Origin of the sequence: Streptomyces sp. NPDC047014, from assembly GCF_040644195.1 — a bacterium.
In the GTDB taxonomy this organism is placed as follows: domain Bacteria; phylum Actinomycetota; class Actinomycetes; order Streptomycetales; family Streptomycetaceae; genus Streptomyces.
Genome location: NZ_JBEYVX010000010.1, coordinates 128,323 through 140,922 on the forward strand (window position 1 = coordinate 128,323; position 12,600 = coordinate 140,922).

Below are 12,600 nucleotides of genomic sequence, written 5' to 3' on the forward strand. Positions count from 1 at the left end.
GTGGATCAGGACGATCGCGGGCGCCGCGGAGTTCCAGCCAAATGCCCCTTAAAATCTTCGTAATGGGATTCTTGGGGCCGAAGGGACCGAAGGGACTTTTGTCCCGGGAGGCCAGGACCTAAGTCCTGATGCGGGGTCCTCCGAACCCCCAACTCGGCTCAGCAAGCGCTGCTCTGACGTGTCGTCACGGAAAAGGCCCGGCCCCGGCGGACCGAATCGGTCTGCCGGGGCCGGGCCTTGGCGAAGGGCGTGTCAGTGCGCCACGGACTGCTGCGCGGCCGGGGCCGGAGCCTTCTCGGTGCCCGGCGCGCCGTCCGGGCCCTCCCCGGGGGCGGGGACCGCGCCCCGGAGCGGGACCTCCTTGACGAACCAGGCCGCCACGAATCCCAGTACGGCCACGCTCGCGCCGAGCAGGAACGCGGAGTGCGTGCCGGCGGCCACCGCGTGCTGGTACGCCTCGCGGACGACCTCCGGCAGCTTCGCCAGGCTCGCCGCGTCCAGCTGGGCGGAGCCCGCGGCTCCGGCGGCCTCCGGGCCCAGGCGCTCGGCCATGGTGTCGGTGACCCGGGTGGTGAAGAGCGAGCCCATCAGGGCCACGCCGAAGGAGCCGCCGAGGGTGCGGAAGAGGGTGGCCGAGGAGGAGGCGACGCCCATGTCCTTCATGTCGACGCTGTTCTGCGCGACGAGCATGGTGATCTGCATCAGGAAGCCGAGGCCGGCGCCGAGGACCGCCATGTAGAGGCCGGAGACCAGGCGGGTGGTGCCGGTGTCCATGGTGGCGAGCAGGAACATGCCGACGACCATCAGGCCGCCGCCGACGATCGGGAAGATCTTGTACTTGCCGCTGCTGGTGGTGACGCGTCCGGCGACGAGCGAGACGGCCATCATCGAGAGCAGCATGGGCAGGAGCAGCAGGCCCGAGTTGGTGGCGGAGGCGCCCTGCACGGACTGCTGGAACAGCGGGAGGTAGAGCACGCCGCCGAACATCGCGAAGCCGACCAGGAAGCCGATCACGGACATCAGGGTGAAGTTGCGGCTGCGGAAGATGTGCAGCGGCATGACCGGCTCGGCCGCGCGGGTCTCGGCGTAGAGGAAGGCGGCGGTCGAGAGCACGCCGACCGCGATCAGGCCGATGATCTCGGCGGAGCCCCAGGCGTACTCGGTACCGCCCCAGGTGGTGACGAGCACGGTGGAGGTGATGGCCACGGTGAGCAGGGCCGCGCCGAGGTAGTCGATCCTGGGGCGGCGGCGCTCGGGGTGCCGGGGCAGGTGCAGGACGGCGGTCACCATGGCGAGGGCGACGGCGCCGAGGGGCAGGTTGATGTAGAAGGACCAGCGCCAGCCCATGTGGTCGGTGATGGTGCCGCCGACGAGCGGGCCGCCGATCATGGCGAGGGCCATCACGCCGGCCATCATGCCCTGGTACTTGCCGCGCTCGCGGGGCGGGATGAGGTCACCGATGATCGCCATGACGCCGACCATCAGACCGCCGGCGCCGAGGCCCTGGATCGCGCGGAAGCCGATGAGCTGGCCCATGTCCTGGGCCATGCCGCTGAGCGCGGAGCCGATCAGGAAGATGACGATCGAGGTGAGGAAGGAGCCCTTCCGGCCGTACATGTCGCCGATCTTCCCCCAGATGGGGGTGGAGGCGGCGGTGGCCAGGGTGTAGGCGGTGACCACCCAGGACAGGTGCTCCAGGCCGCCGAGTTCACCGACGATGGTGGGCATCGCCGTGCCGATGATCATGTTGTCGAGCATCGCCAGCAGCATCGCGATCATGAGCGCCATGAGGACGACCCGCACGCTGCGTGGCTTCACCTCCGGCGAGGTACCCGCAGGCTTGACTGTGTCCACCATGTCCTGTCCACTCCCCTGGTACGGCTTCCGTACCGGCACTTACTTGCCGCCCGGCTAGTTCACTACACTGGGACGGTAGACCCGTAACTTGCCGGGCGTCAAGTAAGTATCCGAGGAGAGTCATGTCCAGCAGCAGTCCGCAGCGACGCCGGGGCGACACGCGCCAGCGCATCCAGGACGTCGCACTGGAGCTCTTCGTCGAGCAGGGGTACGAGAAGACGTCACTGCGCGAGATCGCGGAGCGGCTGGAGGTCACGAAGGCGGCGCTCTACTACCACTTCAAGACCAAGGAAGACATCATCATCAGCCTCTTCGAGGACGTGACGCGTCCCATCGACGAGCTGATCAAGTGGGCCGAGCAGCAGCCGCGCACGCTGGAGACCAAGCGGGAGGTGCTGCGCCGGTACAGCGAGGCGATGGCCGCGGGCGCCGCCCTGTACCGCTTCATGCAGGAGAACCAGGCGACGACGCGTGAGCTGAGCATCGGCGAGACCGTGAAGAAGCGGCTGTTCCGCCTGGTGGAGCTGCTGCGCACGGAGGAGGGCCCGCTGACCGACCAGGTCCGCTGCGTGAGCGCGCTGTTCACGCTGCACGCCGGGATGATGTTCCTCCAGCATGTGGAGGGCGACCCGGAGGAGACCCGGCTGGCCGCCCTGGAGGTCGCGACGGACCTGATCAGGCAGGCGCACGAGGAGGCGTGAGGCGGCGTGAGGCGGCGTGAGGCGGCCTCGGGGGCGGGTCAGGAGCCGCGCGGGAAGGTGATCTCGACGCGGCGGTTCTTCTTGCGGCCCTCCTCGGTGCTGTTGTCGGCGATCGGGTAGTCCTCGCTGTAGCCGCGTACGTCGAACACGACGCCCGGGTTCGTCACCGTCTTGGCGAGCTCCGTGTGCACGGCGTCGGCCCGCTTCTTGGACAGCTCCTTGCCGTGCTCGTAGCTGCCCTGGTCGTCGGTGAAGCCGAAGACGCGGATGCGGGTGGCCTTGGACTGGTTGATCTCGTTGCCGATGGCCTGGATGCGGGCGGCGGCCTGCGCGTTGAAGACGGCGCTGTCCTCGGGGAAGAGCACCTCGGACTGGAGCGCCATCATGACGGTCTGATTGGTCTCCTGCCGGCGCTGCTCCCCGCCGATGTCCTCGACGACCTCGACGAGGTCGAGCACCTTGGGGGGCGCGAGGGTGCCGCCCTGCGGGAGCTTGAGGCGGGGGGAGTCCTGCTTGACGGCGACGGGGGCGGCGGCGGACGCCTCCGTGCCGGGCGGGACGGAGGGCGGGACATCGTCGGCGTACGCGACGGAGGCCCCGCCGAACTGGACACCGGCCATGACGAGACCGGCTACGGCCACGGCGGCGGCTGTGGTGGTGGTGCGATGGCTTGTGGTCATGGCGTCACCCGGAGATTTTGATGGGGGTCGCGGCGAAGGTGGGGAGGCCGAAGACGACCTCGGTGGTGGTGGTCGGGGGGGCGGGGAACTGGGCGAAGAAGGGGACGGATTCGCCGGCCTTGATCACCGTCAGCCCCGTGGTGCAGGCACACCTGCCCTCCGTGTCCCTCAGGACGTAATAGCGCTTCTTGCCCGCGTTGTCGACGACGGTGGCACCGGCCACCGACGCCGGACTGGCCGACTTCTCGTCGCCGCGCCAGGTCGCGGTCTGCGCGAACGGCGTGGAACCCGTGTTCTTGATCTGGCCGTTCACCGTGAGGTACCCGTCCTCGTCGCGCGTGGCCGAGTTGATCTCCATCACGATGCCGGACGGCCCCTGCGAGGTCCCGATCACCTCGGTGGGCTTCGCGTTGCCGCCGGACGGCGCCGGAGCCTTCGGGGACGCGCCGCCCTGGCTCTGCGAGGCGGCCGGCTTCTGCGACTCCTTGGCCTTGTCGTCGCCTCCGCCACCGCACCCGGCCAGTGCGAGGGCCAGGACCGCCGCAAGCCCGACGGCCGCTCCCCCGCGGACCTTCGCCATCTGCCGCATGCTCATGTACGACGCTTCCTTGTCTCTCATTCGCTGTCAGTCGGCCAGTCGCACGCTGAAGAGCTTCCTCGCCAGCTTGGTCAACGAGCCCGGTCTCTTGGGGTCAAGAGTGAGTACGTCACCACCCTTGCACCGGATCCCGATGGACGCAGGCATTCCCGTTTCCGGGGAGGGCGAAGCTGAGGGAGAGGACGGATACGAGGGCGAGGGAGAGGGCGAAGCAGACGGACTCGGCGTCGGGCTGGGCATCGACTGCAGCGTGCACCGCGGTTCGATCACGGCCGTCGCGCGGGCGTTCGCATGCACCCCCTCCGTGCCGGGGATCACCGAGTTCCCGACGGTGCCGTTCGTGACCACGGACACCCGGAACTCGGGAAGTGCCTCCTCGCAGGTCGCCTGAGCGTCGTTCATGGACGCGAAAGCGAGCCCCTTCCCGCACGCCCCCGACGTGTTCAGGCGGTCCCCGCGGAGGATGTCCTCCCAGTCGCCCCGGGCGAGACCGAGCAGGTCCACCCCCTCGAACACGCTGTCCCGCGCCTCCTGGGCGGCCGCCAACGCGGCGGCGTCGGCCGCCCCTTGCGCGTCGCTGCGCTTCGCACCGCCCATGCCGATGACCAGGAAGGCGAAAGCGGCGAAGAGCAGACCCGTCAGCACCACCACGTAGACGGGGAAAGCCTGCCCTTGATCCCGTGACCGGCTCACGCCCGTCAGTTCGCCGTGATGTCCGCCAATGCCTGGGTGATGGCGTTCGCGATGGACCCCGCCAGTCCCGACCCCACGATCGCGCCGATGATCAGGACGATGATCACGATGATGCCCAGGTACTCGAAGACCGTCTGGCCCTCGTCCCCGCCGCCCCGTCGGCCCCGCGTCCCGCTCGCGCGGTTCCTGAGTTCCGTGATCGACTTGAGCAGATTGAGATTCCGCATCGGGGTCCCCTCCAGGGCCGGCGCCGTTGTCGATTCGCGGACGGTACGGCGAGAGGCCAGCAGGCGCAAAGGGTCCCGGGGCCCAAATACGGACCCACTGCGCACTCCGTCTAGCCATGACCCGTCACCCCTGGACGGGCGGTTCCCAGCCATCGCGCCATCGCCTCGCCGCGCGTCGCGCTCCGCAGCTTCGCGAAGATGCGGTTGATGTGGTTCTTGACCGTCTTCTCACTGATGAAGCAGGTGGCCGCGATCTGCTGGTTGCTCATCCCGGCCGCGATGAGGTCCATGACCTCCTCCTCACGCGAACTCAGCCCGAATTCCGTGCGGTTGAGACGGTGATGCTCAGACGACTGTGCCATATTCCCTTGCGGCTGCGAAGAGGCCCGCAGTTCCGCGAGCACCGCGCTCGCCGCCGTCGGGCTGAAGTGCGCCCGGCCGAGCCGGACGTCGCGCACCGCCGCGAGCAGGTGTTCCGGCGTGAATTCGCCATGGATGAGGTACCCGCCCGCACCCAGCAGCAGGGCCTCCCGGACGATCTCCGCCTCCTGGCTGTACGTCAGCATCAGTACGGGCGCCAGCCGCACCAGGTGGGGCAGCGCCGAGATGCCGTCCACGCCCCGCATGCGCACCTCCAGCAGGACCACGTCCGGGGCGTGCAGCCGGGTCAGGTGCAGGGCCTCGCCGCCGTCCGCGGCGGCCGCGACCACCTCGATGTCCGGGGCCGCGCCCAGTAACGCGGCCAGGCCCGCCCGGACCACCGGGTTGCCGTCGGCGACCAGGACGCGCAGGACGTGCGGGACGGGCGAGACGTGCGGAACGTGCGGAACGGGCGCCACGGGCGGGCGGTGTACGGGAGGCCGCATCATCCGCCCCCGAACAGCGCGCGGAAGTCCACGTCCGCCCCGTACACGAACCCGCCGATCAGCAGGATCATCGTGCCGGGCAGCATGAACATCGTGACGGCGAGCGTCGCGCGCGGGACGGCCCGCGCGGCGCGGCGGCGGGCGTTCTGGGCGTCCGTACGGCGCATGTCCTCCGCGATGGCTATCAGCGTCTCCACGATCGGGGAGCCCAGTTCCTCGCCCTGCTGGAGGGCGGTGACGAACTGGGCGACCTGCTCGCTGTCGTTGCGGCGGCGCAGCTCGTCGAACGCCTGGCGGCGGCTGACGCCCATGGCCATCTGCTGGAGGGTGATGCGGATTTCGTCCGACCACGGGCCCTGGTACTTGTCCGCCACCCGCTCCAGCGCCGGCCGGAAGCCGAGCCCCGCGCTCACCACCACGGCGAGCACGTCGAGGAAGTCCGGCAGGGTCCGCTCGATGTGGTCGCGGCGGATCCGGATCGCCGACCAGAGGCCGGCCTCGATCCAGAAGAGGCCGAAGGCCACCATGAGCAGCGCCAGGATCAGCTGGCCGTTGATCAGCATGGCGAAGGCGCCGAGCCCGCCGAGGAGGCCGTAGACGGCGCGGCGGGCCGCGTAGCGGTCGATGGTGAGGCCGGAGGGGTTGCCGGCGGTGTCGATCTGGCGGCGTTTGCGCGCCACCCGCTCGGGGCCCATCAGCCGCAGCACCAGCGGGGCGTAGCGGATGCCCGCGCGGTCGACGACGGAGCCGACGGCGGTGGTGCGGGTGGCGCCGACTTCCAGGGCGAGGGCCAGGTCGCTGGGGAGTTTCACGTCGGCGCGGTAGAGGCGGATGCCGTGGAAGGCGCCGAGGACCGCGAGGGCCACGGCCAGCGCCAGGAGCAGGGCGGTCATGGCATCCCCCTCAGACGTCGATCTTGGACAGGCGGCGGATGAGGACGAAGCCGACCGCGAAGAGCCCGAGGGCGACGAGGACGGCGCTCTGCCCGAAGACGGAGCCGGTCATCCGGTCCAGGGCCCCCGGCATCAGGGTGTCCACGAGCAGCAGCGAGCCGACGCCCATCACGGGCACCAGATAGGCCGTCACCGTGACCTGGGAGAGCTGGGTGCGGATCTCGCGCCGGGTCTCCTTGCGCTGCTCCAGCGTCACCGTCAGGTTGCGCAGGCTCTCCACGATGGCGCCGCCCGCGCGCGCGGACAGCACCAGGGTGGAGACGAGGACGACCAGCTCGCGGGAGGGGAGGCGGTCCGCGATCTCGCCCAGGGCCTCCTCGATGGAGTGGCCGACGGCGAGCCGGTCGGCGACCCGGGCCAGCTCCTCCCCGGCGGGCGCGTCCAGTTCCTCGGCCGCGATCCCGATGGCGGTCCGCAGGGCCAGTCCCGCCTGGGTGGCGTTGGCGAGGATGCGGGCGAGGTCGGGGAGCTGGTTGACGAAGCGTTCGGTGCGGCGGGCGCGCTGCCAGTTGAGGAAGGCGTTGGCCGCCCACAGGCCGATCAGCCCGGCCACCGGTCCGAAGAAGGGGGCGAGGAAGGAGGCGGCGACCATCCACAGTCCGGCGACGGTCGCGCACATGGCCACGAAGAACTCGCCCACGGTGAGGTCCAGCCCGGTCACGGCCAGCTTGATCTCGATACGCCGGCCCAGCGCGGTCGGGCGCAGTCTGCGGTCGACCGCGCGGAAGCGGCGTACGCGGCCGGGTGGTTCGGGGATCCCGCTCGCGGAGAGCCGTTCGATGAGGGCGGCCCGCTGGGCGCGCCCGGCGGCGTAGGCGTGCAGGCCGAGGACGCCGAGCGCGCAGGCGAGCAGCGTGATGCCGAGGGTGAGGAGGATGAGTGGGTTCACAGGGCGGTCCGGGTGATGCGGGCGGTGAGCGGGTCCTCCGGCGGGGCGACGCCGAACGCCTGCGGGACGGGCTGGTTGCTCATGTGGAGGCGTTCGGCGATGCGGCGCGGCAGCGGGTGGTACGCGAAGTGGCCGTACACGCGGCCGTCGGCGGCCATGGGCTGGGCCACGAACCGGCAGACGGTGGTGATCCGGAAGGGTTCGCGGCCGTGCGAGTCGAGGACGGAGATCTCGGTGATGCGGCGGGAGCCGTCACCGAAGCGGGTGAGCTGGACGAGGACGTTGACGGCGCTGTTGATCTGGTCCTGGAGGGCTTCGAAGGGGATCTCGACCTCGGACATGGAGGCGAGGGTCTGCAGGCGCATCAGCGCGTCGGCGGAGCTGTTGGCGTGGACGGTGGCCAGGGAGCCGTCGTGGCCGGTGGACATGGCCTGGAGCATGTCCAGGGTCTCGCCGCCGCGGACCTCGCCGACGATGATGCGGTCGGGGCGCATGCGCAGGGAGTTGCGTACGAGGTCGCGGATGGTGATGCGGCCCTTGCCCTCCACGTTCGGCGGGCGGGATTCCAGGCGGATGACGTGGGTCTGCTGGAGCTGGAGCTCGGCGGAGTCCTCGATGGTGATGATGCGCTCGCCCTCGGGGATCAGGCCGGAGAGCGCGTTGAGGAGGGTGGTCTTGCCGGTGCCGGTGGCCCCGGAGACGATCACGTTGAGCTTGGCGGCCACCAGCCCGGAGAGCAGCAGGAGCATCTGCTCGTCGAGGGAGCCGAGGGCGATCATCTCGTGCAGGGTGAAGGCCCGGGGGAAGCGCCGGATGGTGAGGGTGGCGCCGGTCAGGGAGAGCGGCGGGATGATCACGTTGACACGCTCACCGCTGGGCAGGCGCGCGTCGACCATCGGATTGGCCTCGTCCACACGGCGGTTGACGGTGGAGACGATGCGCTCGATGGTCTGCATCAGCTGCTCGTGGGAGGCGAAGCGCAGCGGGAGCTGTTCGACGCGTCCGCCCCGCTCGACGAAGATCTGGTCGGGGCCGTTGACCATGATCTCGGAGATGGAGGCGTCCTCCAGGAGCGGTTCGAGCACGCCGAGCCCCAGGGCCTCGTCGACGACGCGGCGGATGAGCTGGGCGCGCTCGGCGGTGGAGAGCACCGGGCCCTCGCGGCTGATGATGTGCCCGAGTACGCGTTCCAGGCGCGCGCGGCGTTCGGCCGGCGCGAGCGCGGACATCTCGGCGAGGTCGATCTCCTCCAGCAGCTTGGCGCGGTAGGAGGAGACCAGCCGGCCGTCCTCGCGGGGGCTGTGGCGGTCGTCGGGGGTGCTGACCCGGGAACGCAGGCTCATGGTCGGGGTCCCTCGGGGTCGTCGTCGGGCATGGTGGCGCTGCGGGTGGCCGGGGTGTCGCCGAGGCCGGGCACGAGGGAGCGGATGGACAGGGTCACGGTGGCCGTCACCGCGCCGCCGGAGGTGCTGAGGTCGATCTCGGCGCCGGCCCGCAGGTTCTCCTTGATGGCGGCGCGGCCGGCCGCCTCCCCGGCGCCGGGCTCGCGGGCCTCGACGCGGGCGGCCGTGCGGGCGGCGGTCTCCGCCTGCTGGACGACGTACCCGGCCCAGCCGAGCTGGATGCCGCCCAGGGCGACGAGGAGCAGGAAGGGGAGGAAGCCCAGGTATTCCAGGGCCGCCTGGCCCCGGTCGCGGTCGCGGGGGTCGCGCGGGGCGTGGCGCCGGTGGCGCGGGGCCCGGTCCGGTAAGGCCCGGAGGTGGACGCGGAGGTGAACGCGGCGGTCCATGTCAGTCCTCCTCTTCCTTCGGGGAGCCGGCCTCGCCCTCGATGGGTACGCCGATCCCCAGGCCGGGGTACAGGACCGGGAGGTTCAGCCGGACCCGGGCGGTGACGATCCCGCCGCTCTCGGAGCAGGTGACGGCCATGTCCCAGGCGCTGCCGACGTGCGCCCCGGCCGCCTCCTGGCAGGAGCGGCCCACGGCTCCGGCGCGGGCGCCCTCGTCCGCCGCGTTGCCCGCCAGGGAGAAGGCGTAGCCGATGAGGACGCACTCCCACACCGCCGCCACCAGGAGCAGGATCAGCGGCACCGTGCCGACGAACTCGATCGCCACCTGGCCCCGGTCCCGGGCCCGGGCGCGCGCCCCTCTCCGCGGCGGCACGGGTCAGCTCTCCCGGCCGCGGCGCAGGCGGGAGACGGGGCCCGCCGCGCGCAGGGTGAGGGCGCCGCCGGGAGCGGGCCCGGCGGGGTCGGGGACGGCCAGCAGGCCGAGTTCCCCGGCGAGGGTCCACAGGGCCTGCTTGACGGTGGAGCGGTTGTCGAGGTCCTGGACGCGGCCCGCGTCCACGACGGCCTGGAGTTCCTTGAAGGCGGCGGGGACCGGGGTGCGGGTGGCGCGGGTCCGGGTGATCTTCTCGATCAGGGCGGGCTGGATCTCGGTGTGCTTGCTCCAGCGGTTGACGACCATCACCGTGTCCTCCGGTTTGCGTACCTGGAGCCGTTCCCACATGCGGACCATGCGCTTGGCGGCGCGGACCGCGACCACGTCGGGGGTGGTGACGAGGACGGCCGTGTCGGCCGCCTCGACGGCGGTGGCGTTGGCGCCGGTGACCTGGGTCCCGCAGTCGACGACGACGAGTTCGTAGCGGGCGCGCAGAGCGGCGATCACCTGCCGGGTCGCCCGTTCGTCCACCTCCTCGCCGCGTTCGCCCTCGGCGGGGGCCAGCAGCAGGGCGAGGCCGCTCGCGTCCTCGTAGACGGCGTCCTGGAGGACCCGGGAGGAGATGTCCTGGATCCCGGCGAGGTCGGCGACGGAGCGGCGGAACTGCACGTCGAGGTAGGAGCCGACGTCGCCCGCCTGGAGGTCGAGGTCGACCAGGGCGGTGCGCCGGCCGGAGGCGGTGGCGGCCAGGGCGAACTGCACGGCGGTGAAGGTGGTGCCCACCCCGCCCTTGGCCCCGGTGACGGTGACCACCTGTCCGCCGGGGCCGGCGGGCGTGTCGGCCCCGGCCCCGCCGAGGTGGCGGCGGACCCCGGCGGACCACTGCGCGGCGGCCTGGACGCGGGCGGCGAGTTCGTCGTAGGCGAGCGGGAGGCCGATCAGGCCGCGGGCGCCGGAGTCCATCGCGGCGGCGAAGACGCCCGGCCCGGCGTCGGAGGAGAGCAGGACCACGCCCACCGCGGGGAAGCGCAGGGCGACTTCCCGGACGAGTTCGAGGGCGGGCGCCGGCCCGATCCGCTCGTGGACGAGGACCACCTCGGGCAGTTCGTCCACGGAGCCGGCGGCGAGCCGGGCCAGGGTGTCCAGCAGGGCGGTGGAGTCGTGCACCGCGGGGGCCGGCTCGGCCGACGGGAGCTGGCCGAGGAGGGCGGAGAGGGAGCGGGCTGCGTCCGGGTCGCCGCAGGCGGGGAGGATTCGGGTGGTCATCCGGGCCTCACTTGTCCCCGTCGAGGGTGTACGTACGGTCGCCCGGGGCGGGCGCGGAGTCGGTGCCGGGGGCGACGAGGGCCAGCCGGACGTGCTCCGCGAAGGACTCGGCGTACGCGACGCGCTGGGTGTCCTTGGTGGCGAGGGCGAAGGTGATCGGGACGGCCTCGGCCGGGCCCTTCTTCTCGCTGTTCTTGTCGAGCGGGGTGAGCTTGCCGACGTTCAGGACGCGGGCGTTGGCCACGATGATCACCGACCGGGCGGGGTCGCCCTCCTTGGCGCCCTTGAAGGTGGCGAGGATGTTGACCCGGGCGCCGGAGGTGATCTTGCCGGCCACGCCGGTGGCCGCGTCGATCATGATCGCGATCTCCTGCTCGCCGGGCTGGAGCTGCGGCCGGTCGGCCACCATGTCCGCCTGGAGCAGCGAGCCCTTCCTGAGGGTGGTGAGCGCGATCTTGTCCTTGAGCACGCCGAGGTCGGTGACGGCGGTGTCCGACAGCCACCGCTTCGGGATCCTGACCTCCTCGAACTGGCCCGCGCCCAGGGGGCTGTACGGCGCTATGTCGCCCTTGGCCCGGTAGGCGACGACCTCGGAGCCCACCTTGGAGTTGACGTCACCGATCACCACGAGGACCCCGGTGAAGGCCCCCAGTGCGCACAGGACCGACAGGAGCAGCAGGATGACGCCGCGGCGCTGGCGTGAGTTCATGGGCCTTACCTACCTCGCCGTTCTTCATTCAATCGTGCGTTCGAGTGATCAGGGCCCGGTGCGGGCGGTGTGCGCCGGGGGCGGGGCGGTGAGCGGTGCGGCGCAGAAGCCGCAGCGGTCGCCGATGAGTTCGAGGCCGCACCAGCGGCACTCCTCCCGGCGCACCGAGGCGACGAGCTGGTAGAGCACGGACAGGTCCGGGATGCCCGCGGCGAACTCGACGAGCTTGGGGGTGCCCCACCAGCCCGGTGAGGCGGCCGGCAGCGGGTTCTCCAGTACGCCCTGCACCTGCCAGGCGGGCGCGAGTTCGGCCGTGACCCAGTCGGACCCGAGCTGGCCGCGGGCGAACGTGAGCTGGGTGGCGAAGCCGGGGGCGGCCGGGACGGCGCGCGGACCGCCGTGGGCCCCGCCGGAGGAGCCCAGCTTGGCCAGATGCGGCTTCGGGTGGGCGAGTACGGCGAACTGCGCGCCCGGCGACCAGGACCGGGCGTGCGCGCCGAGCCCGACGGGGACCCGGACCCGGTCGAGCCGGGCCACGGAGCCGAGCAGGGCGCCGGCGTGGACGTAGTGGGAGAGCAGCCGGGCGGCGGAGGCGATCACGCCGGGGCTGAAATCGCAGACGCTGAGCTGGCGCAGCTGACGGGCCAGCAGCGCGAGTCCGAGCGGCGGCAGATCGATGGGGAGCAGCGCCATCCGGTCGGTTTCGAGGATGGCCCGGACGGTGTGCAGCCGCTGGACGACCGGGCGCGGGAGCCACGGCGGTACGAGGGCCACGAGATGGCCGTGGCGCTCCAGCAGGGCGGCGGTCCCGGCGAGGGCCTCGTCCAGGCCGAGCTGGTCGGGCGGGTGCAGCAGGGCGGCCCCGGGTGTGTGCCGGTCGGGGGCCGGGAGCACCAGATCGGCGCTGGTGACGGCAATGGCGGTCGGCATGTGAATTCCCCCGTTCCTGCACGTTCACCCCGTACGCCCCGAGGTCCGCGCGCCCGGCTGGCACTCGGC

15 protein-coding genes are annotated in these 12,600 nt (G+C 71.7%); 1 reads left to right on the forward strand and 14 read right to left on the reverse strand.

The features are described 5' to 3' along the window. Positions 1-252: 252 nt before the first annotated feature. The gene (locus ABZ873_RS09630) at positions 253-1,857 is read right to left on the reverse strand and encodes an MDR family MFS transporter (RefSeq protein ID WP_360867815.1); all 1,605 of its coding nucleotides are present in this window, start codon (positions 1,855-1,857) and stop codon (positions 253-255) included. A gap of 122 nt (positions 1,858-1,979) precedes the next feature. On the opposite strand from ABZ873_RS09630, the gene ABZ873_RS09635 reads away from it, so the two are divergent. Next, positions 1,980-2,558, forward strand: a complete 579-nt coding sequence (locus ABZ873_RS09635) for a helix-turn-helix domain-containing protein (protein WP_360867817.1) — start codon at positions 1,980-1,982, stop codon at positions 2,556-2,558. 38 nt (positions 2,559-2,596) lie between these two features. Here the strand turns inward: ABZ873_RS09635 and ABZ873_RS09640 are convergent, their stop codons facing one another. From ABZ873_RS09640 to ABZ873_RS09700, 13 genes are all read right to left on the reverse strand, one after another. After that, positions 2,597-3,238 carry an OmpA family protein gene (locus ABZ873_RS09640; RefSeq protein ID WP_360867819.1) on the reverse strand — a complete coding sequence of 214 codons (642 nt, stop codon included), beginning with the start codon at positions 3,236-3,238 and terminating at the stop codon, positions 2,597-2,599. Between the two features lie 4 nt (positions 3,239-3,242). After that, on the reverse strand, positions 3,243-3,833 hold the full coding sequence (locus ABZ873_RS09645; RefSeq protein WP_360867821.1) for a hypothetical protein: 591 nt from the start codon (positions 3,831-3,833) through the stop codon (positions 3,243-3,245). Between the two features lie 30 nt (positions 3,834-3,863). Next, entirely contained in the window at positions 3,864-4,529 is a 666-nt protein-coding gene (locus ABZ873_RS09650; protein WP_360867824.1) for a pilus assembly protein TadG-related protein, read from the reverse strand. 5 nt (positions 4,530-4,534) lie between these two features. Further along, on the reverse strand, positions 4,535-4,756 hold the full coding sequence (locus ABZ873_RS09655; protein WP_360867827.1) for a hypothetical protein: 222 nt from the start codon (positions 4,754-4,756) through the stop codon (positions 4,535-4,537). Positions 4,757-4,866: 110 nt separating this feature from the next. After that, complete coding sequence (locus ABZ873_RS09660; protein WP_360867830.1) at positions 4,867-5,595, reverse strand: response regulator transcription factor; 729 nt, start codon at positions 5,593-5,595, stop codon at positions 4,867-4,869. 26 nt (positions 5,596-5,621) lie between these two features. Further along, a complete protein-coding gene (locus ABZ873_RS09665) occupies positions 5,622-6,515 on the reverse strand; it encodes a DUF5936 domain-containing protein (protein ID WP_360867833.1) in 894 nt (297 codons plus the stop codon). A gap of 10 nt (positions 6,516-6,525) precedes the next feature. Continuing rightward, positions 6,526-7,464: a type II secretion system F family protein gene (locus ABZ873_RS09670; protein ID WP_360867836.1), complete on the reverse strand. Its 939-nt coding sequence runs from the start codon at positions 7,462-7,464 to the stop codon at positions 6,526-6,528. After that, a complete protein-coding gene (locus ABZ873_RS09675; RefSeq protein ID WP_360867839.1) occupies positions 7,461-8,807 on the reverse strand; it encodes a CpaF family protein in 1,347 nt (448 codons plus the stop codon). Before ABZ873_RS09675 ends, ABZ873_RS09670 begins: the two co-directional genes overlap by 4 nt. Then, positions 8,804-9,253, reverse strand: a complete 450-nt coding sequence (locus ABZ873_RS09680) for a TadE/TadG family type IV pilus assembly protein (protein WP_360867842.1) — start codon at positions 9,251-9,253, stop codon at positions 8,804-8,806. Before ABZ873_RS09680 ends, ABZ873_RS09675 begins: the two co-directional genes overlap by 4 nt. A gap of 1 nt (position 9,254) precedes the next feature. Next, entirely contained in the window at positions 9,255-9,578 is a 324-nt protein-coding gene (locus ABZ873_RS09685; protein WP_360867845.1) for a TadE family protein, read from the reverse strand. Positions 9,579-9,629: 51 nt separating this feature from the next. Beyond that, complete coding sequence (locus ABZ873_RS09690) at positions 9,630-10,892, reverse strand: AAA family ATPase (RefSeq protein WP_360867848.1); 1,263 nt, start codon at positions 10,890-10,892, stop codon at positions 9,630-9,632. Between the two features lie 7 nt (positions 10,893-10,899). Next, positions 10,900-11,601, reverse strand: coding sequence for a Flp pilus assembly protein CpaB (gene cpaB / locus ABZ873_RS09695; RefSeq protein WP_360867851.1), 702 nt, complete (start codon positions 11,599-11,601; stop codon positions 10,900-10,902). Between the two features lie 48 nt (positions 11,602-11,649). After that, positions 11,650-12,531, reverse strand: coding sequence for a hypothetical protein (locus ABZ873_RS09700; RefSeq protein WP_360867854.1), 882 nt, complete (start codon positions 12,529-12,531; stop codon positions 11,650-11,652). Positions 12,532-12,600 lie beyond the last annotated feature (69 nt).

Bases quoted from the DNA above. Each gene is read 5' to 3' on its own strand.
- ABZ873_RS09630 (WP_360867815.1), bottom strand. From the start codon at position 1,857: ATGGTGGACACAGTCAAGCCTGCGGGTACCTCGCCGGAGGTGAAGCCA.
- ABZ873_RS09635 (WP_360867817.1), top strand. From the start codon at position 1,980: ATGTCCAGCAGCAGTCCGCAGCGACGCCGGGGCGACACGCGCCAGCGC.
- ABZ873_RS09640 (WP_360867819.1), bottom strand. From the start codon at position 3,238: ATGACCACAAGCCATCGCACCACCACCACAGCCGCCGCCGTGGCCGTA.
- ABZ873_RS09645 (WP_360867821.1), bottom strand. From the start codon at position 3,833: ATGAGCATGCGGCAGATGGCGAAGGTCCGCGGGGGAGCGGCCGTCGGG.
- ABZ873_RS09655 (WP_360867827.1), bottom strand. From the start codon at position 4,756: ATGCGGAATCTCAATCTGCTCAAGTCGATCACGGAACTCAGGAACCGC.
- ABZ873_RS09665 (WP_360867833.1), bottom strand. From the start codon at position 6,515: ATGACCGCCCTGCTCCTGGCGCTGGCCGTGGCCCTCGCGGTCCTCGGC.
- ABZ873_RS09675 (WP_360867839.1), bottom strand. From the start codon at position 8,807: ATGAGCCTGCGTTCCCGGGTCAGCACCCCCGACGACCGCCACAGCCCC.
- ABZ873_RS09680 (WP_360867842.1), bottom strand. From the start codon at position 9,253: ATGGACCGCCGCGTTCACCTCCGCGTCCACCTCCGGGCCTTACCGGAC.
- ABZ873_RS09690 (WP_360867848.1), bottom strand. From the start codon at position 10,892: ATGACCACCCGAATCCTCCCCGCCTGCGGCGACCCGGACGCAGCCCGC.
- cpaB (WP_360867851.1), bottom strand. From the start codon at position 11,601: ATGAACTCACGCCAGCGCCGCGGCGTCATCCTGCTGCTCCTGTCGGTC.
- ABZ873_RS09700 (WP_360867854.1), bottom strand. From the start codon at position 12,531: ATGCCGACCGCCATTGCCGTCACCAGCGCCGATCTGGTGCTCCCGGCC.